We start from the raw sequence: 19,583 nt of genomic DNA on the forward strand, positions 1-19,583 counted from the left end.
CCTCACGGCTCGCTGATGCTTCGCCCCCAGCTCCCGCTCAATGCCCTGCGCGCCTTCGAGGCGGCGGCCCGCCACCAGAACTTCACCCGCGCGGCGCTGGAGCTGTGCGTGAGCCAGGCGGCGTTGAGCCATCAGATCCGGGGGCTGGAGGAACGGCTGGGCGCGGTGCTGTTCCATCGCCTGCCGCGCGGAGTGGCGCTGACCGACGAGGGCGCGCGGCTGTACCCGGTGCTGAACGAGGCGTTCGACCGCATTGCGGTGAGCCTGGACCGCTTCGTCGGCGGGCATTTCCGCGAGGTGCTCGGGGTCGGCGTGGTGGGCACCTTCGCCACCGGCTGGCTGCTGCCACGGCTGAAGGATTTCAATGCGCGCCATCCGGATATCGAACTGCGCATCCAGACCCACAACAACCGCATCGACCTGGCCGGCGAAGGCCTGGACCTGGCGATCCGCTTCGGCGATGGCGACTGGCAGGGCCAGGTGAGTACACCCGTGCTCGAGGCGCCGTTCGCGCCGGTGTGTGCGCCGGCATTGGCACGCGGGCTGCGCCATCCGCGCGATCTTGCCGGTGTTCCGCTGCTGCGCTCGTACCGCAGCGATGAGTGGCCGCAGTGGTTGCAGGCGGCCGGCGTAGCGGAGCTGGAAGCACGTGGCCCGGTGTTCGATTCCTCGCTGACCTTGGCCAGCGCAGCAGCAGCAGGCGCCGGCGTGGCGCTGCTGCCGCTGAAGATGTTCGAACAGGACCTGGCGGAAGGGCGGCTGGTGCAGCCTTTCACGGCGACGCTCGAGCTGGGCAGCTACTGGCTGACCCGCCTGCGCTCACGCCCGGAAAGCGACGCAGCGCGCCGGTTCCGCGAATGGATGGAAACGCAGGACCGGTAGTGCCACGCCCTGCGTGGCAGCCGCGTTACGCCATCAACTCCATCCATGCCGCTTCGGCTTTTTCCAGCTGCTGCGCGGTGGCTTCGCGGTCGCGGCCGATCACCGCCATGCGCGTTGCATCCGCATAGACGGCCGGGTCGGCCAGCTGCCGATCAAGATCGGCCAGCTTGCTCTCCAACTCATTCACCTTCGCTTCGGCGCTGGCCAGCTTCACCGGGTTGACCGCTTTCTTCGCCGGCAACGGCGGGGTCGGCGGCACCGGGTCCGGCGCGGCGGCAGCCATCTTCTGCTTGGTGCCCTGCGCAGCCGGGCGCGAACGCAGCCACGCCGCGTACTCGTCCAGGTCGCCGTCGAACGGCTCGACCACGCCGTCGGCCACGCGCCAGAAGGTGTCGCAGACCAGGCCGATCAGGTGGCGGTCATGCGAGACCATCACGATCGCGCCTTCGAACGTGGCCAGTGCTTCGGCCAGCGCCTCACGCATTTCCAGGTCAAGGTGGTTGGTCGGTTCGTCGAGCAGCAGCACGTTCGGCTGCTGCCAGGCGATCATCGCCAGCGCCAGGCGCGCGCGCTCACCACCAGAGAAACCGTCCACCGGCTCGAACGCGCGGTCGCCGGCGAAGTTCCACTTGCCGAGGAAATCGCGGAACGCCTGGTTGTTGCCGTCCGGCGAGATGTCGCGGAAATGGTCCATCGGCGACTGGCCTTCGTGCAGCGACTCCACCGTGTGCTGGGCGAAGTAGCCGATGCGCAGGTCCGGGTGCGCCGAACGCTCGCCGGACACCGGGTCCAGCTCGCCCACCAGGGTGCGCACCAGCGTGGTCTTACCGGCGCCGTTCGGACCCAACAGGCCGATGCGCTGGCCCGCTTCCAGGCCGAAGCCCACGTTGTGCAGGATCACCGCGTCCGGGCTGTAACCTGCTTCCACGTCATTGAGGCGGATCAGCGAGAACGGCAGCTTGGTCGGCGGCGCGAACTCGATGCGGAACTCGCGCTCGGCGCGCACCGCTTCGGTACCGGTCAGCTTGGCCAGGCGCTTCATGCGGCTCTGCGCCTGGGTGGCCTTGCTGGCCAGCGCCTTGAAGCGGTCAATGAAGCTCTGCAGGTGGGCGCGCTCGGCCTGTTCCTTTTCATGCGCGATCTGCTGCTGGCGCAGCTGCTCGGCGCGCTGGCGCTCGAAGTCGGTGTAGCCGCCCGGGTACAGCTTGGCGCCACCACCGTGCAGGTGCAGGGTGTGGGTGGCCACGTTGTCCAGGAACTCGCGGTCATGCGAAATCAGCAGCAGCGTGCCCGGGTACTTCAGCAGCCACTGTTCCAGCCAGAACACCGCGTCCAGATCGAGGTGGTTGGTCGGTTCGTCGAGCAGCAGCAGGTCGCTGGGCATCATCAGCGCGCGCGCCAGGTTCAACCGCGCCCGCCAGCCGCCGGAGAAGGTGGAAACCGGCCGCGAATGGGTGTCGGACGGGAAGCCCAGGCCATGCAGCAGCTTGCCGGCGCGCGATTCCGCGTCGTACGCGCCGATCTCGGCCATTTTCTGGTGGGCATTGGCCACCGCTTCCCAGTCCTCGCGCGCGGTCGCCTCGGCTTCCTCGCGCAGCACGGCGGCCACTTCGGTGTCGCCTTCCAGCACGAACAGCAGCGCCGGGTCGGGGATCGCCGGGGTTTCCTGGGCCACGCTGGCGATGCGGATCTTGCCGGGCAGGTCGACGTCGCCCTTGTCCGCTTCCAGCTCGCCCTGCACGGCCGCGAACAGGCTGGACTTGCCGGCCCCGTTGCGGCCGACCACGCCCACGCGGTAGCCCGCGTGCAGGGTCAGGTCGACGTTGGACAACAGCAGCCGCTCGCCGCGGCGCAAGGCGAAGTTACGAAGGGAGATCATCTGGGGGGTCCATATAACGGAATGGAATGTGCTGGTAAGCACCTTTCCTGCGACGCAATTCTAACGTTAACGAATACTTGACGGGCCCCGGGATGCGCGGCAGGCCTCGTCTCTCTCCCACGACCCTGCCCGCGCCCTCCCCGGGACCCTCCCCACCCGCGCCGCCAGATCGACGTAACTCGTTGCTTTTGCGACAGTTTCAACCGGAGTTTCATCCTGATGAACCGCAAGACCAGTACGCTTTCCGCCGCCGTCGCTGTCGTCCTCGCCGCCTCCAGCTTCGCTGCCGCCGCCCAGGACAGCGCCGCCGCCGCGCCCGCCCGCAGCGGTGCGCAGACCCTGGACACCGTGATCGTCACCGGCACCCGCGTGGCCGACCGCACCGTGGCCGAGTCGCAGTCGCCGATCGACATCATCACCCCCGAGGCGCTGCAGTCCACCGGCACCACCGAACTGGCCACCGCGCTGGCCCGCGCCCTGCCCTCGCTGAACTTCCCGCGCCCGGCACTGACCGACGGCACCAGCGGCATCCGCCCGGCGCAGCTGCGCGGCCTGTCCCCGGACCAGGTGCTGGTGCTGGTCAACGGCAAGCGCCGCCACACCTCGGCACAGATCAACGTCAACGGCAGCATCGGCCGCGGTTCGTCGGCGGTGGACATCAACGCCATTCCGATCGCCTCCATCGAACGCGTGGAAGTGCTGCGTGACGGCGCCTCGGCCCAGTACGGCTCGGACGCCATCGCCGGCGTGATCAACATCGTGCTGAAGGGCTCCAGCTCGGGCGGCAGCCTGGCCTGGGACGCCGGCCAGTACTCGGCCGGCGACGGCAACAAGTACCAGCTTTCCGGCGACACCGGCATCGGCTTCGCCGACGGCCGCGGCAGCGTGCACGTGGCTGGCCAGATCAGCCAGCAGGACGAAAGCAACCGCGCCGGCCCCTACCGGGGCACCACGCCGAATACCGGCAACTTCCCCAGCATCGGCCAGACCACCTTCGTGGTCGGCGACCCGCAGGTGGACGCCACCGCCGCCTCGGCCAACGCCAGCTTCCAGTTCAGCGACCACGTCTCGGCCTACGCCACCGCGCTGGCCAGCAACCGCGACATCACCTCGTTCGCGTTCTACCGCTCGCGCAACAACAGCGGCCAGGGCGCGCTGCTGGCCCAGACCTACCCGGACGGCTTCGTGCCGGAGATCAACCAGTACTCCAAGGACCGCTCGCTGGTCGCCGGGGTCAAGGGCGATACCGACAGCGGCTGGACCTGGGACGTGAGCTACAACCACGGCAGCAACAAGATCGACTTCCACACCCGCAACAGCATCAACTACGCGCTGGGCGTGACCAGCCCGCGCTCGTTCTACGCCGGCGCGCTGGAGTACACCCAGGACATCGGCAACGTGGACATCACCAAGCAGCTGGACTGGGGCCTGGCCTACCCGGTCACGCTCTCCTTCGGTGGCGAGTACCGCCGCGAGAAGTGGGAGCAGAGCGCCGGTGAGCCGAACTCCTACTTCGGCACCGGTGCGCAGGGCTTCGGCGGCTTCACCCCGCTCAATGCGGTGGACGCCGACCGCGACAACTACGCGGTGTATGCCGGGCTGGAAGCGGACCTGACCGACAAGTTCTCGGCCGGCGTCACCGGCCGTTACGAAGACTATTCGGACTTCGGCGACAAGTTCTCCGGCAAGCTGTCGGCGCGCTATGCCTTCACCGACAAGATCGCGCTGCGTGCCACCGCCTCTTCCGGCTTCCGCGCGCCGTCGCTGGCGCAGCAGAGCTACCAGGCGGTGACCAGCACGATCGTCAACGGCGTGTTCGTCGAACGCGGCACCTTCCCCACCACCAGCCCGGCCGCGCAGGCACTGGGTGCCAGCCCGCTGAAGGCGGAAAGCTCCACCTCCTACAGCGTCGGCCTGGTGCTGCAGCCGGTGGACAGGCTGTACCTGACCGTGGATGCGTACCAGATCGACATCGACGACCGCATCATCCTGTCCACCAACATCACCACCAACGCGGCCACCAACGCGCTGCTGGGCGGCCTGGGGCTGCCGCAGGTCACCGCGTTCTCGTACTTCACCAACGGCGTGGACACCCGCACCCGCGGCGTGGACGCGGTCTCCAGCTACACCATCCCGTTCAGCGCCAGCTCGCTGGAACTGACCGCGGCGTACAGCTACAACGACACCGACGTGAAGAAGTTCATCGCCTCGCCGGCCGCGTTCAGCACGCTGGGCCTGACCCAGTCGCTGATCGGCCGCGATGAAGTGGGCCGCATCGAAGACAGCTACCCGCGCGACAAGACCATCCTCAGCGGCACCTGGCGCACCGACCGCTGGGACCTGAGCCTGGCCGCGACCCGCTACGGTTCGTTCACGGTGCGCAATTCAGCCACGCCGACCCGTGACCAGACCTATGACGCGTCGTGGGTGCTGGACGCCTCGGTGGCCTACAAGCCGAGCGAGAACTGGACCCTGACCCTGGGTGCGGACAACATCCTGGACCAGTACCCGGATCGCACGGTGGACCTGCAGAACTCGACCTGGGGGATGCTGCCGTACAGTAATTACTCCCCTTACGGGTTCAACGGTGCTTATGTGTATGGGCGGGTGACTTACCGCTGGTGACCGGGCATCGCGTGGAGCCGGGCAGGGCCCGGCTCTACCGGTTGGGATGCACCGTTTGTGTCCGGGCGGTTTGCCGGATCGGGCCGCATCGGTGAAAATCGGTGCATCCCCCAGTTTTGCGAGCGCCGATGCACCATGACACCGACCTGATCAACATCGTGGCCGTTGGCCTTGGGCTCGCCTTCATCCTGGGTGCGCTGGCCAACAAGCTGCGTTTGTCTCCGCTGGTCGGTTACCTGGTTGCTGGCATCTGTGTAGGCCCGTTCACCCCCGGCTTCGTCGCCGACCAGGCGCTGGCCAACCAGCTGGCCGAAATCGGCGTGATGCTGCTGATGTTCGGGGTCGGCCTGCACTTCTCGCTGAAAGACCTGATGGCGGTCAAGGCGATCGCCATTCCCGGCGCCATCGGCCAGATCCTGGTCGCCACCCTGCTCGGCTGGGGCCTGGCCTGGCTGATGGGCTGGCCGGTGATCCACGGCGTGGTGTTCGGTTTCTCGCTGGCCACCGCCAGTACCGTGGTGCTGCTGCGCGCGATGGAAGAACGCCGCCTGCTGGAAACCCAGCGCGGCAAGATCGCGGTCGGCTGGCTGATCGTGGAAGACCTGGCCTGCGTACTGGCCCTGGTGATGATGCCGGTGCTGGCCGGCGTGTTCGGCCCGGACGCGGCCAACGAAACCCATACCGTCGGCAGCGTGCTGGCCAGCATCGGCTGGACCTTCGTGCAGCTGGGCCTGTTCGTGGCGGTAATGCTGGTGGTCGGGCGCCGGGTGATTCCGTGGATCCTCGAGCGCATTGCCGGCACCGGCTCGCGCGAGCTGTTCACGCTCTCGGTGCTGGCCATCGCGCTGGGCGTGGCATTTGGCTCGGCCATGCTGTTCGGCGTGTCGTTCGCGCTCGGCGCATTCTTCGCCGGCATGCTGCTCAACGAATCCGAACTCAGCCACAAGGCCGCCAACGACTCGCTGCCGCTGCGCGACGCGTTCGCGGTGCTGTTCTTCGTCTCGGTCGGCATGCTGTTCAACCCGGCGATCCTGATCGAACACCCGTGGCAGGTGCTGGCCACCGCCGCGATCATCATGTTCGGCAAGTCCGCAGCGGCGTTCTTCATCGTGCGCGCGTTCGGCCACCCCACCGGTACCGCCCTGACCATTTCGGCCAGCCTGGCGCAGATCGGCGAATTCGCCTTCATCATCGCCGGGCTCGGCGTCAGCCTGAAAATCCTGCCGCCGACCGGCCAGGCGCTGGTACTGGCCGGCGCGCTGATCTCGATCATGCTCAATCCGCTGGTGTTCGGGCTGCTCGACCGCTGGCTGCTGAAACACCAGGAAACCACCCCGGCCGCCGTGGAAACCGACCTGCCGCCCGGTCCTTCGCTGGACCTGCACGACCACGCCCTGGTGATCGGCTACGGCCGGGTCGGCAGCGCGCTGGCCCAGGTGCTGCGCGACCGCGGCGTGCCGGTGCTGGTGATCGACGACAACAAGGAACACGTGGCCGAAGCGCATGCCGCCGGCCTGCCTGCGATCCGCGGCAGCGCCGCCTCCGACCGGGTGCTGGCCGAAGCGCATCCCGAACGCGCCAAGATCGCGGTGCTGGCCATTCCGCAGCCGCTGGAAGCCGGTGAAACGCTGGCCAAGCTGCGCGCGCTCAACCCCGGGCTGACGCTGCTGGCGCGCGCGCACAGCGACGCCGAGGTCAAGCACCTGCTCGAACACGGCGCCGACGGCACGGTCATGGCCGAGCGCGAACTGGCGTATTCGCTGGCGGAAATGGTGATGTCCACCCCGCCGTACCGCACGCTCGGCAAGAACACCATCCCGGTGGTGTAGGCAATCCACAACCAGTCCGATGGGAAACGGCGCAGCGGCCATGCATGCTGCGCCGGACCTGCGCTGAAACAGGCGCGCTGCCATCGACGAGGTTGCCATGCCGCTCGACATTCCCCTCAGCCGGCACGTCCAGGGGCGATTCACCAGCGACATCGCCCGCCAGCTGCATCCGCGCGGCATTCCGCCGGCGCCCACCGTTCCCAATCGCCCTGCGCCATTGACCGTGCGCAATGGGCGCGACTGGCTGGTGTCGGCGCTGGCGCTGTCGTCCACGCTCGCCGTTACCGGGTTGCCGACCCGCGCGCCCAGCGCGGCGTTGCTGCCGGGGAGCCAAGCGCAGACACAGTGCGATTACCAGCCGGTGCCGATGTCCAGCCAGCCCTTGGCGGCGGCCACGTTGCCACTGGAACACATCGCCAACGTTGCATCGGCCACCTGCATCGCCAAGCCGCAGGCGTGCCGGTCGGCGCTGCTGGCCGGTACCGTGGCCGCCATGGCCGTGATCAGCAGCGCGGCGACCGGCCTGCTGGTCGGGCGGGCCACTGCACCAGGTTGCGACCGGGCAGATTCCACTTCCACGCCACCGAACGGCCTTGCGCAGTCGCTGTATGACCTGCTGCCCGCCGAGTACCAGCACCGCTTGCTGGAGATAGTCGCCGACTGCGGCACCGAAGCGGCAGCCTGTACCGGGCCGGCCATCCACGCCATGCTCGAAGAACTGCCGGCGGCCGACCGCTATCGGATCATGGCCACGCTGGGTGTGGCGCAGCGGCCCGGTACGCAGGGCGTGGGCGGTTGGCCAAGCGGCGCCGAGGCCGCACCGTTCACCGCCGCGCTGGACTGGATGGACTGGGCCGCCGACCTGCTGGCCGCTGCGGTGAGCCCGGCGCAGGCGCGCTTCCAGCTGGACCTCGAGCAGATCACGCGGGCCACGCTGGACGCGCATGCCGGGTTGAACGGCACAGACCGCGAAACGGCTGCCAATAACGCGCGCTTCGACACGCTCGGCGCGCTGTTCGAAGACGACGGCCACACCCTGCTGCAGCTGCCGTTCAATGGCACCGCGCGCGACATCTTTGGTTTCGAGCGCCCCTACATCGGCTGCAACCTGATGGTGGAATTCAGCGGCCCCGGCACGCCGTCGCGGACGCTGATGCTGCTCGCCCACGGCGACATGATCGGCGCCCATGATGGTTCAAGTGGGGCGAACGACAACGGCAGCAGCCTGGCGGCGCTGCTGGCCCTGGCCCGCACGCTGCGCGACACCCCCCTGCCCCCCGGCATGCGCGTGCAATTGATGGTCTCCGACATGGAGGAGCGCGGCCTCTACGGCAGCAAGGCGTTCGTGCAGCAATGCCTCGCACGCGGTACCTGCCCGGATGTTGCGCTCAACCTGGACATGATCGGGCGTGGCGAAGGCATCACCGTGACCGGCTCGGACCGCCACCACCTGTACATGGATGGCGACTCGCGCAGCGTGCTGCCGCCTGCGGCCGAGGTAAGCGCCGCCGAAGCGCAGCTGCGCCAGCAACTGGAACACGCAGCGGCCAACGTCGGGCTGCAGGTGTTCGACAGCAGCGGCTGGGCCATGCAGTCGGACCACATCGCCTTCCAGCGCGAGGGCATACCCGCATTGGGCATGAACCTGGCCGACGAACGCGACATCGCACTCGAACGCGACGTACAGCAGGCGCGCGCGCGACTGTGGGTGGCCAACACGGCGGTGGACTGGAGCCAGTTCGAAGACTACCTGCAGGGCACACTCGATCCCGATGCCACGCGAGAGATGGATGCGCGGCTGGACGTGATGGACCGGGCCATGCAGGAATACAAGGCACTACCGGAATCGCCGAGCATGGCGCGCATCCATAACGGCCGGGACCAGCTGTTCCAGATCGACACCGCGCGCGCGATGGAAGCGCTGGAGGTGCTCGAACGCACCGTCGACGCCTGGCTGCATTCTCCGGCGCCCATTTCGTAAAACTCCTATGGGCGCCGCGCATGTGCGCCGCCACCATCGCACGACGCCTGCACACCGCAGGCACCGTTCGATTGCCATTGGAGGCACTGCATGCCCGTTGATTCCATCCACCACCGCCGCAGCCAGGCCGATTTCGCGGCAAAACTGAAGGGCTGGCAGCCGGCGCAGCAGCACGCAAAAGCGCAGCGATTCGGCAGGGCGACGCCGCTGCTGCGCCTGGACAACGTGCCGCGCGCGTTTACCGGCATGATGCTGCTCGGCTCGCTGCGGCCTGCCCTGGCGCAGGAGCTGCCGCAGACGACGCCTGCGCTGCTGCCCGGCGTGAGTGCGGTTCGCACCGAAGCATACAGCGCCGTGCCGCAGGCGATGACACTGGAGGAGGTCGGCACCAAAGCCGCCGTCGGCTGCCTCTTACGCCCGACTCATTGCGGCAAGATCCTGGGCGGCGCAGCGCTGGTCGCGGTGACCAGTGGCGCGCTCGGCGGCTTGTTGGGGTGGGAAGCAAGGCGTCAGTGGGGTGGAGAGGAAGCGCGCAGCTCCTGCGACGATGCCACCCCCCATCAACCGCAGGCACAGATGCAGGTTCAGCAGACTGAGACCGACGACGGCCTGCCTGCACCGATACGTTTCACTCCTGCCGACCTCGACCCCGGCCAGTCGCCGTGCACCTCGCTGTACGACCACGTCAACGGTTTATGGCACCAGCGCGCCGTACTGCCGGCAGACCAGTCGCGCTGGGACATGATCGCCATGCTGAAGGACCGTTCGCTGGCGATACAGCGCCGGGTAGCGGAACAGGCGGCCGGTCTGGCCACGCCCACGCATGTGGAGAAGATCATTGCCGACCTGTGGACCACCGGCATGAACCAGCACCGCATCAATGCCGAAGGCATTGCGCCGCTGCGCGAGGAACTCGCCGCGATCGACGCGCTGCAGACACCGGTAGCGATTGAAGCGCACCTGCATGCACTCACCGCCGCTGGACTCAATCCGGTGTACAGCATCCTGGTGGACTCGGACATGGACGCGCGCGACACCCAGATCGCCTATGCGATCCAGCGCGGCCTCGGCCTGCCCGACCGCAGCTACTATCTTGCCGACCAACACGCTGCAGTCGCGCAGGCGTATCGCGCGCACGTAGCCCACGTCCTCCGCCTGGCGGGCGACACGCCCGTGGACGCCCAGCGCAAGGCCAATGCCATCCTCGAACTGGAGCATCGCTTCGCCAACGCGTCGGTGCCGTGGCAGGAACTCAATGCCGACCTGGTCCAGTACTACAACCCCCTGAACGTCACAGACGCCGATGCGCTCACCCCGGGCTACCGCTGGAGTGGCCTGTTCGAGGCGCTGGGCGTGACCAACCCGCCGCATTTTTCACTGGCCACGCCCGGGTTCCACCAGGCAGTTGGCGAAGCCTTGACCGACGTGGACCCGGCGACGTGGCGAGCCTACCTGCGCTTCCATACCCTTGATGCGGCAAGCCCGTACCTGGGCGACGACTTTGCGCGCGCCCACCACGCGATGCACGTTACCGCGCTCACCGGTGAGACCGCGATGCCGCCCCGCTGGAAGCAGGTGCTGGCTGCGATCCAGCGGGTGGCTGGCGAAGCGCTCGGCGAGCTATACGTAGGCGTCGCGTTCCCACCGGAGACCCGCACGCAGGTCAGCGCCTTGGTCGACGAGCTTGTTGCTGCGTTGAAACGCCGCCTGCCGCATGTGCCCTGGATGGATCCGGAAACCCGAGCTGCCGCGTTGCGCAGGGCCGACACGCTCCAGGTGCGAATTGGCCACGCCGACCAATGGCCCGACTGGACCGGCCTGCGCACCGAAACCTGCGACTTCCTGACCAACCTGCGCCGTGCTGACGCGTTCACGCAAAGAAAGGCCCTTGAGATGATCGGTGGACCCACCGACACCGAACAGTTGCGAATGACCCCACAGGAGGTGGATGGGTACCACGACCGCATGAGCCACTTCCTCATGCTCTCGGCCGGGCTGCTGCAGCCGCCGTTCTTCCGGCCGGGGGCGGGCGCGCTCAACTACGGTGGCATCGGCACGGTGATCGGCCACGAGCTGGGCCATATATTCACGGGACAGGCGAGCCGCTTTGGACTCGACGGCGACCTGCAGGACTGGTGGAGCGCAGCCGACCATCAGCGCTACAGCGCCCTGTCCGAGCGCCTGGCCGCACAATTCGATCAACAGTGGCTGGGTGGCTTGCGAGCAAATGGCACACTGACCGAAGAAGAAAACGTCGGCGACCTGATTGGCCTGGAGCTCGCGCTGGATGCGATGCGGCACTCAACCCAGAACCAGACCGACCCGATGATCGATGGGTTCAGCCGCGACCAGCGCTACTTCTTTGCGTGGGCCCTGCAGCACCGCAGCCTGCTCACGGCCCAGCGCCTCCAGCGGGACATCGAAACCGACCCACACGCCCCGGGCCAAGCCCGCGCCAATGTCGGCCCGTCCAACATGCCGGCGTTCGCCAACGCCTTCCAATGCCCGCCGGGCAGCGCCATGACCCGCAGCGACAGCGAACGGGTGGTTTACCTGTAAACAACAAAGGGCGCGCGCCGGATCTGCAGCGCGCGCCCTTCACAAGCCTCACTCAGCCCTTGCTGAAAACCAGCTTGCCGTCGGCCGCATCCACTTGGATCGCATCGCCGCCGACGAACTCGCCGGACAGGATCTTCTGTGCCAGCGGATTCTCCAGCTGCGACTGCACCGCGCGCTTGAGCGGGCGGGCACCGTAGATCGGGTCGAAGCCCACGTTGCCCAGCAGCTCGAACGCCGCATCGCTCACGTCAATGCGCAGCCCACGCTCGGCCAGCCGCTTCACCAGGCCCTGCATCTGGATGCGCGCGATCTGCTTAATCTGCACCTTGTCCAGCGGGTGGAAAACCACGATGTCGTCCAGCCGGTTGATGAACTCCGGGCGGAAGTGCGCCTGCACCACGCCCATCACCGCCGCCTTCATCTGCGTATAGGCTTCCGGGCTGTCGTCGCCGGACATGTCCTGGATCTGGTGCGAGCCCAGGTTCGAGGTCATCACGATGACGGTGTTGCGGAAGTCCACGGTGCGGCCCTGGCCGTCGGTCAGGCGACCGTCGTCCAGCACCTGGAGCAGGATGTTGAACACATCGGTGTGCGCCTTCTCGACTTCATCGAGCAGGATGAGCGAATACGGACGGCGACGCACCGCCTCTGTGAGGTAGCCGCCTTCTTCATAGCCCACATAGCCGGGGGGCGCACCGATCAGCCGCGCCACGCTGTGCTTCTCCATGAACTCGCTCATGTCGATGCGGATCATCGCGTCGCTGCTGTCGAACAGGAACTCGGCCAGCGCCTTGCACAGCTCGGTCTTGCCCACGCCGGTCGGACCGAGGAACAGGAACGAGCCACTCGGCCGGTTCGGGTCGGACAGGCCGGCACGCGAACGCCGCACCGCATCGGAGACGACCTTGATCGCCTCTTCCTGGCCGACCACGCGTTCGTGCAGCATCGCCTCCATGCGCAGCAGCTTGTCGCGCTCGCCTTCCAGCATGCGGTTGACCGGAATACCGGTCCAGCGCGAGACCACCTCGGCAATTTCTTCGGCGGTGACCCGGTCCTGGACCAGCTTGAACTCGGTGTTCTCCGCTTCCTGCGCAGCATGCAGCTGCTTTTCCAGCTGCGGCAGCTGGCCGTACTGCAGCTCGCTCATGCGGCCGAAATCCTGGCGCCGCTGCGCGGCCTCCAGTTCCAGCCTGGCCTGCTCGATCTGCTCCTTGATCTTGGTGGTGCCCTGCAGCGCGGCCTTCTCCGACTTCCAGATCTCGTCCAGATCCGAGAACTCGCGCTCCAGCGCGTCGATGTCGGTTTCCAGGTCGGCCAGGCGCTGCCGCGAGGCGTCGTCCTTTTCCTTCTTCAGCATTTCGCGCTGGATCTTGAGCTGGATCAGGCGCCGTTCCATGCGGTCCAGTTCTTCCGGCTTGGAGTCGATCTCCATGCGGATGCGCGAGGCGGCCTCGTCCATCAGGTCGATGGCCTTGTCCGGCAGCTGGCGGTCGGCAATGTAGCGATGCGACAAGGTGGCCGCAGCGACGATCGCCGGGTCGGTGATTTCCACCCCGTGGTGCACCGCATACTTTTCCTTCAGCCCGCGCAGGATCGCGATGGTGTCCTCCACGCTGGGCTCGCCGACGAACACCTTCTGGAAGCGCCGCTCCAGCGCGGCGTCCTTCTCGATGTACTTGCGGTACTCGTCCAGCGTGGTGGCGCCCACGCAATGCAGTTCGCCGCGCGCCAGCGCCGGCTTGAGCATGTTGCCGGCATCCATCGCGCCGTCGGCCTTGCCCGCGCCCACCATGGTGTGCAGCTCATCGATGAACAGGATGATCTGCCCTTCGCTCTTGGCCAGGTCGTTGAGCACGCCCTTCAGGCGTTCCTCGAACTCACCGCGGAACTTGGCACCGGCGATCAGCGCGCCCATGTCCAGCGACAGCACGCGCTTGCCGCGCAGGCCTTCGGGCACTTCGTCGTTGATGATGCGCTGGGCCAGGCCTTCCACGATCGCGGTCTTGCCCACGCCCGGTTCGCCGATCAGCACCGGGTTGTTCTTGGTCCGGCGCTGCAGGACCTGGATGGTGCGGCGGATCTCTTCGTCGCGCCCGATCACCGGGTCGAGCTTGCCGCTCTCGGCACGCGCGGTCAGGTCGATGGTGTACTTCTCCAGCGCCTGGCGCTGTTCTTCGGCATTTTCAGACTGCACGCTTTCACCGCCCCGGATCTTGTCGATGGCGGTCTCGACCTTGGCCTTGTCGGCACCGGCAGCGCGCAGCGCCATGCCCAGCGTGCCGGAATCTTCGAGCGCGGCCAGCACGAACCACTCGCTGGCGATGAAGGCATCGCCATGCTGCTGGGCCAGCTTGTCGGTGACGTTGAGCAGCCGGTTGAGGTCATTGCCGATGGACAGGTTGCCGGCCTGGCCGGACACCTTCGGCAGCGCATCGAGCGCTTCGGTCAGCCGCTCGCGCAGCACCGGCACGTTGACGCCGGCCTGGGCCAGCAGTGGGCGCGTGCTGCCGCCCTGCTGGTCGAGCAGCGCGGTAAGTAGATGTACTGGTTCAATGATGTTGTGGTCGCGGCCCACGGCCAGCGACTGTGCGTCTGCCAGCGCCTGCTGGAAACGCGAGGTGAGCTTGTCCATCCGCATGGGGAGTTCCTCGATCAAGTGTTCGCTGGCCGGGCCAGCACTATCTGACAGATGCGGTTACGCAGGTGTGTTTCAAGGGGGATTGAGAACGTATTCAGCCGCCCATCACGCCTGCTTGGCACGGCCATGGCGACGCTGTGGGTTCAATTCAAGGAGCGGCGCGCATGCACTACGAGCTGTACTACTGGACCGGCATCCAGGGCCGGGGCGAGTTCATCCGGCTGGCACTGGAAGACGCGGGCGCGGCCTACACCGACATGGCGCGCGTGCACGGCGACGAGGTCATGCAGACCTTCCTGGACGGCAAGGGCGAGGGGCTGCGCCCGTTCGCGCCGCCGTTCCTGGTCAGCGGCCGGCAGGTGATCGCGCAGGTGGGGGCGATCCTGGACCACCTCGGCCCGGAGCTGGGGCTGGTGCCCGAAGCGGCCTCACGCCGTGTGCAGGCACTGCAGTTGCAGCTCACCATCGCCGACCTGGTCGCGGAAGTGCACGACACCCATCATCCGATTTCCGCCGCGAAGTGTTTCGAGGACCAGAAGGCCGAGGCGAAGGCGCGGGCCGCGTCGATGCGGGAAGAACGCCTGCCGAAGTTCCTGGGCTGGTTCGAAAGCGTGCTGGAGGCCAACGGCGGCCTGCACCCGCTGCGCGAGCATTCGTATGTGGACCTGTCGCTGTTCCAGCTGGTCAGCGGGCTGGGCTACATGTTCCCGCGCCGGATGCAGGCACTGCGCCCCACCCTGCCTCTGCTGCACGCCCTGCATGACCGCGTGCAGCGGCGGCCGAACGTGGCCGCCTACCTGGCGTCGGAGAGACGCTTGCCGTTCAACACCAACGGCATCTTCCGGCATTACCCGGAGCTGGATGGCGACGCATGACCCGAATCGTGCTGCAACGCGTAGTGCCGGCCGCCGGCCGGCTACACGTGGACCTCGGGCACCGCCTGGAGCCGGCCGGCGGCCGGCACTACGGTCCAGGTCGCGGTGCGGGTTTTTATGCGGCGCCGGCGTTTCGGTTTTCTTTCTGCAGCGACAGCAGGGCCAACAACCCTGCCAACGCCACGTACGCGCCCGCGAACTGCCACATGATCTGCTTCGGCAGCCCCACCAGCTGCCACGCCAGGTAGATGCCACCGCGCGGGTCCACCGAATGGATCAGGCCGAACAAGGTCAGCGCCGCCGCGACCAGCAGGATGCCCGAGGCGCGCAGCAACCGCCCGTCGATCATCGCCACCACCGCTGCGATCCACAGCATCGAGGTGATGATGAAACCATTGCCCAGGGTGAAGATCACCGCCAGCTCCGGCAGCCCATGGCCATCCAGCGTGGTGGTCATCGCCGCCAGCTGCTCCGGCGCGATCCAGCCCGGCGCCTTGATCGCCAGCAGGTACGCCACCGAGGGCAGGAAGCCCAGCACCATCGCGCCGGCATGCTCGCGCGGGGTGGCCTGGAACGCCTGCGTGGTGATGTCGATCGCCACGTACACGATGATCGGCGCCAGCACCGCCAGCGGCAGCCACTGCACCAGCCCGGAGATCACCCCGAGCATGCCGCCGATGCCCACGAACAGGCCGGTCAGCAGCGTGTAGCCGCTGCGCGCGCCCATATGCTTGTACGCCGGCTGGCCGATGTACGGCGTGGTCTGGGCCACGCCGCCGCACAGCCCGGCCACCAGCGTGGCCACCGCTTCCACCAGCAGGATGTCGCGGGTGCGGTAGTCGTCGCCGGCCGCGCGTGCGCTTTCGGAGACGTTGATCCCGCCCACCACCATCAGCAGGCCGAACGGCAGCAGCAGCGGCAGGTAGGTCAACGCGGTCGGCAGGCCGTCGATGAAGCCCAGCGTCGGCCACGGCAGCACCACCTGCGGCGGGGTCCATTCCGGCACCTTGAAGCCCGGCGCGCCCAGCCCAGCCAGGCCGAGCCCGTAGTACAGGACCGTGCCGAACACGAATGCCACCAGCACGCCGGGTGCGCGGATCGGCAGCTTGCGCTTGGCCACCAGCACGTACAGCAGCAGGCCCAGGGTGACGAAGCCGGCCACCGGCGAGCGCAGCGTTTCCAGCAGCGGCAGGAAGCCCATCAGCACGATCGCGATGCCGGCGATGGAGCCCAGCAGCGAGGCACGCGGCAGCGCGCGGGTGACCGCTTCGCCGAAGAACGAGAGGATGACCTTGAGCACGCCCATGATCACCAGCGAGGCCATGCCCAGCTGCCAGGTGGCGATGGCCGCGTCGTGCGGCGCCAGTCCCTGCGCCTTGAAGGCGATGAAGGCCGGGCCCAGCACCAGCAGCGCCATGCCGATGCTGGTCGGCGCGTCCAGCCCGAGCGGCATGGCCGTTACATCATCGCGCCCGGTGCGTGCGGCCAGCCGCCGCGCCATCCAGGTGTAGAGCACGTTGCCGACCAGCACGCCGAAGGCGGTACCCGGGAACATGCGGCCGAACACCACGTCGGCCGGGAACTGGAAGATGCCCACCAGCGCCATCGCGATGAAGCCCAGGATCGACAGGTTGTCGACCACCAGGCCGAAGAAGCCGTTGAGATCGCCGGCAACGAACCAGCGGGGGCGTGCGGAAACGCCGGGGGAAGAAGGCATGCGGTGGGGGCACGGGTATGGGGGGTACCCGATGGTAGGGCCAGAGGGGCCCAGATGACAGATCACCGGTAGAACGCCGTAGTGCCGGCCGCCGGCCGGCTCTGCATGAACCCATCACCGCCTGGAGCCGGCCGGCGGCCGGCACTACGCATCAGGGCTTGTTCAAAAAATTGTTCGCCAACAAGTCCCTGACCTCCCCCACCCGCCCGTGCAGCAGCGCCTTGGCCGCATACAGGGCCGTTCCCGCCACCTGCTTGGCCTCCACCTGCGGTGGCATCACCAGCTCGGTTGGGCTGGTGTGCACGTCCAGCAGCGCCGGGCCGGGGTGGGCCAGCACGTCCTGCACGGCCTGCTCCAGGTCTTCGCTGCGGGTCACGGTTCGGCCGTAGAACCCGACCACCTCGGCCAGGCGGCCGAAGTCGGGGTTCTTCAGGTCGGTGTAGTTGTCCAGCAGGCCCTGCACCTTCTGCTCCAGCTCCACGAAGTTCAGCGAGCTGTTGTTGTAGACCACCACCTTCACCGGCAGGTTCTCCTGCACCGCCGTCAACAGCTCACCCAGCAGCATCGCAAGCCCGCCGTCGCCGGACATCGAGATCACCTGCCGCCCCGGGTAGGCCTTCTGCAGGCCCAGCGCCTGCGGCAGCGAATTGGCCATCGTGCCGTGCAGCAGGCTGGTCAGCGTGCGGCGGCGCCCGTTGCTGCGGATGTGGCGCAGCACCCACACCATCGGCGAGCCGCAGTCGGCGGTGAACAGCGCGTCCTCGTCGGCATGCCGGTCCAGCAGCGCGGTCAGGTGCTGTGGGTGGATCAACGTCCCTTCGCCGGGTTCCTCCTCCTTGGCACGGGTTTCCAGCGCCGTGTCGCGATGGCCGATGCACTCGTCCAGGAACGTGCGGTCATGGCGCTCGGGCAACAGCGGCAGCAGCGCCTCCAGCGTGGGCCCGATATCGCCCACCACGCCCAGCTGCACCGGATGACGGCGACCGAGGTGGCTGCCGTCGCGGTCGACCTGGATCAGCGTGGCCTTGTCCGGGTAGTACTGGCCCCAGGCGAAATCGGCGCCGAGCAGCAGCAGCGTGTCGCAGGCCATCAGCGTGTGGTAGCCCGACTCGATGCCGAAGATGCCGGTCATGCCCATGTTGTACGGGTTGTCGTGCTCTACGAAATCCTTGGCGCGCGAGGTGTGCGCGATCGGCGCCTTCAACCGCGCACCGAGCGCCACCAGCGCGTCATGCGCGTGTTCGCAGCCTGCCCCGGCGTAGATGCCGATGCGCTTGCCCTCGCCGATCAGCGCCACGATCTTCTGCAGCTCGTCATCGTTTGGGCGCAGCACCGGCTGCGCGTAATGCACGGCGAACGGACGGTCGTCCTTGACCTCGGCTTCGCTGATGTCGGCCGGCAGGATCACCACCGCCACCCCGCGCCGGCTGATCGCCGCCTGGCAGGCCAGCGCCACCACGCGGCGCGCCTGTTCCGGGCTGTAGACCTGCTCGCAGAACACGCTGCAGCTGGCGTACACCGCCTTGAAATCCACTTCCTGCGGGAACTCCATGCCCAGCTCGGCGGTGACCACTTGGCTGGCGATCAGCACCATCGGCGCGCGGTTGCGGTTGGCGTCGAACACGCCGTTGATGAAGTGCAGGCCGCCCGGGCCACAGGAGCCAGCGCAGGCGGTGAGCTGGCCGCTGATCAGCGAATCGGCGCCGGCCGCGAACGCTGCTGCCTCTTCATGGCGCACGTGCACCCAGTCGATGTCACTGCGATGGATCGCATCGGTGACATGGTTGAGGGTGTCCCCGACGATGCCGTAGCAATGCCGCACACCGGCAGCCTGGAGGGTATCGACGACGATGTCGGCAACGCGCTTGCTCATGACGGCACTTCCACGTTCAGGGGGAAGTGCCAGCCTAGTCTTGCCCGGGTGACACCCGCGTGGGAATCAGCGCCTTTCCGGGCCATACATTGGTGTTAACCGGCGCCGGTCAGAACGAGACCTCCACCGCCTGCTGCGCCCACAGCACCGACTGGTGGCCGGTGGCCTGCTTCCACGCCAGGCGGATCGCCTCGATGTCGGCGCGGCGCTGCGGGGTGTTTTCGTGCAGCACCACCAGCACCTTCGTGCGCAGCCGGTTGGGCTCCTTGGCGCCGCGGAACAGCCACTGGCCGTAGGCGTCGAACACGGTGAGGCCGTCGGGGAAGCGCGGCGTTACCTGCTTGTCGAGGAACTCGCGCCACTGGGTTTCGGTGATGGCGTCGGTCTGCTTGCGCTCGGAGGCGCCGCTTTCCTCGCCCACGCCGAAGTACAGCTCGCTGCGCACCCAGTTGGCGGCGGCGTCGGGGCGGGCCGCGTCGCCTTGGAGGCTGGCGGTGGTGGAGGTAGCGGTACCGACCGGCGGCGCAGTCGGGGTGGTGGTGGCGCAGCCGCTGATGGCCAGGAAGGCGGCTAGCAGCAGGGGGTACGGCTTCATGTTGCGGGGGTCTCCGGGATTACCAACGGTTATCAGCTGATGCCGCACGCATTGGGACTTGCATCACATACGGCTCTCACGCCAAGATAATATATCTCTTCATCCGGATGGAACAATAGTTTCATCCGGA

11 protein-coding genes are annotated in these 19,583 nt (G+C 67.5%); 6 read left to right on the top strand and 5 right to left on the bottom strand.

Features of this window, described 5'->3' with window-relative positions:
* Positions 1–15 precede the first annotated feature (15 nt).
* Positions 16–882, top strand: a complete 867-nt coding sequence (locus HGB51_RS06510) for a LysR family transcriptional regulator (protein WP_070207004.1) — start codon at positions 16–18, stop codon at positions 880–882.
* 25 nt (positions 883–907) lie between these two features.
* On the opposite strand, the gene HGB51_RS06515 is transcribed toward HGB51_RS06510, so the two are convergent.
* Positions 908–2,761: an ABC-F family ATP-binding cassette domain-containing protein gene (locus tag HGB51_RS06515; protein WP_070207005.1), complete on the bottom strand. Its 1,854-nt coding sequence runs from the start codon at positions 2,759–2,761 to the stop codon at positions 908–910.
* 219 nt (positions 2,762–2,980) lie between these two features.
* Between HGB51_RS06515 and HGB51_RS06520 the strand changes: the two genes are divergently transcribed.
* The 4 genes from HGB51_RS06520 (at position 2,981) to HGB51_RS06535 (ending at position 11,755) form a co-directional block, all read left to right on the top strand.
* Complete coding sequence (locus tag HGB51_RS06520) at positions 2,981–5,386, top strand: TonB-dependent receptor plug domain-containing protein (protein WP_070207006.1); 2,406 nt, start codon at positions 2,981–2,983, stop codon at positions 5,384–5,386.
* A 128-nt stretch (positions 5,387–5,514) separates the two neighbouring features.
* Positions 5,515–7,215 carry a YbaL family putative K(+) efflux transporter gene (gene ybaL / locus HGB51_RS06525; protein ID WP_070207007.1) on the top strand — a complete coding sequence of 567 codons (1,701 nt, stop codon included), beginning with the start codon at positions 5,515–5,517 and terminating at the stop codon, positions 7,213–7,215.
* A 97-nt stretch (positions 7,216–7,312) separates the two neighbouring features.
* On the top strand, positions 7,313–9,196 hold the full coding sequence (locus HGB51_RS06530) for a M28 family metallopeptidase (protein ID WP_171966761.1): 1,884 nt from the start codon (positions 7,313–7,315) through the stop codon (positions 9,194–9,196).
* A 90-nt stretch (positions 9,197–9,286) separates the two neighbouring features.
* Entirely contained in the window at positions 9,287–11,755 is a 2,469-nt protein-coding gene (locus HGB51_RS06535; RefSeq protein WP_070208756.1) for a M13 family metallopeptidase, read from the top strand.
* Between the two features lie 52 nt (positions 11,756–11,807).
* Here HGB51_RS06535 and clpB read toward each other — a convergent pair whose 3' ends face one another.
* Complete coding sequence (gene clpB, locus HGB51_RS06540) at positions 11,808–14,393, bottom strand: ATP-dependent chaperone ClpB (protein ID WP_070208755.1); 2,586 nt, start codon at positions 14,391–14,393, stop codon at positions 11,808–11,810.
* A gap of 164 nt (positions 14,394–14,557) precedes the next feature.
* On the opposite strand from clpB, the gene HGB51_RS06545 reads away from it, so the two are divergent.
* Positions 14,558–15,268: a glutathione S-transferase gene (locus HGB51_RS06545; RefSeq protein ID WP_070208754.1), complete on the top strand. Its 711-nt coding sequence runs from the start codon at positions 14,558–14,560 to the stop codon at positions 15,266–15,268.
* A gap of 115 nt (positions 15,269–15,383) precedes the next feature.
* On the opposite strand, the gene HGB51_RS06550 is transcribed toward HGB51_RS06545, so the two are convergent.
* From HGB51_RS06550 to HGB51_RS06560, 3 genes are all read right to left on the bottom strand, one after another.
* On the bottom strand, positions 15,384–16,985 hold the full coding sequence (locus HGB51_RS06550) for a SulP family inorganic anion transporter (protein ID WP_070208753.1): 1,602 nt from the start codon (positions 16,983–16,985) through the stop codon (positions 15,384–15,386).
* A 151-nt stretch (positions 16,986–17,136) separates the two neighbouring features.
* A complete protein-coding gene (locus HGB51_RS06555; RefSeq protein ID WP_070208752.1) occupies positions 17,137–18,858 on the bottom strand; it encodes a thiamine pyrophosphate-dependent enzyme in 1,722 nt (573 codons plus the stop codon).
* A 109-nt stretch (positions 18,859–18,967) separates the two neighbouring features.
* Complete coding sequence (locus HGB51_RS06560; protein WP_070208751.1) at positions 18,968–19,453, bottom strand: DUF3574 domain-containing protein; 486 nt, start codon at positions 19,451–19,453, stop codon at positions 18,968–18,970.
* Between the last annotated feature and the right edge of the window lie 130 nt (positions 19,454–19,583).

Origin of the sequence: Stenotrophomonas bentonitica, assembly GCF_013185915.1 — a bacterium.
In the GTDB taxonomy this organism is placed as follows: Bacteria; Pseudomonadota; Gammaproteobacteria; order Xanthomonadales; family Xanthomonadaceae; genus Stenotrophomonas; species Stenotrophomonas bentonitica.

Bases quoted from the DNA above. Each gene is read 5' to 3' on its own strand.
- HGB51_RS06560 (WP_070208751.1), bottom strand. From the start codon at position 19,453: ATGAAGCCGTACCCCCTGCTGCTAGCCGCCTTCCTGGCCATCAGCGGC.
- HGB51_RS06555 (WP_070208752.1), bottom strand. From the start codon at position 18,858: ATGAGCAAGCGCGTTGCCGACATCGTCGTCGATACCCTCCAGGCTGCC.
- HGB51_RS06520 (WP_070207006.1), top strand. From the start codon at position 2,981: ATGAACCGCAAGACCAGTACGCTTTCCGCCGCCGTCGCTGTCGTCCTC.
- ybaL (WP_070207007.1), top strand. From the start codon at position 5,515: ATGCACCATGACACCGACCTGATCAACATCGTGGCCGTTGGCCTTGGG.
- HGB51_RS06510 (WP_070207004.1), top strand. From the start codon at position 16: ATGCTTCGCCCCCAGCTCCCGCTCAATGCCCTGCGCGCCTTCGAGGCG.
- clpB (WP_070208755.1), bottom strand. From the start codon at position 14,393: ATGCGGATGGACAAGCTCACCTCGCGTTTCCAGCAGGCGCTGGCAGAC.
- HGB51_RS06550 (WP_070208753.1), bottom strand. From the start codon at position 16,985: ATGCCTTCTTCCCCCGGCGTTTCCGCACGCCCCCGCTGGTTCGTTGCC.
- HGB51_RS06515 (WP_070207005.1), bottom strand. From the start codon at position 2,761: ATGATCTCCCTTCGTAACTTCGCCTTGCGCCGCGGCGAGCGGCTGCTG.
- HGB51_RS06530 (WP_171966761.1), top strand. From the start codon at position 7,313: ATGCCGCTCGACATTCCCCTCAGCCGGCACGTCCAGGGGCGATTCACC.
- HGB51_RS06535 (WP_070208756.1), top strand. From the start codon at position 9,287: ATGCCCGTTGATTCCATCCACCACCGCCGCAGCCAGGCCGATTTCGCG.
- HGB51_RS06545 (WP_070208754.1), top strand. From the start codon at position 14,558: ATGCACTACGAGCTGTACTACTGGACCGGCATCCAGGGCCGGGGCGAG.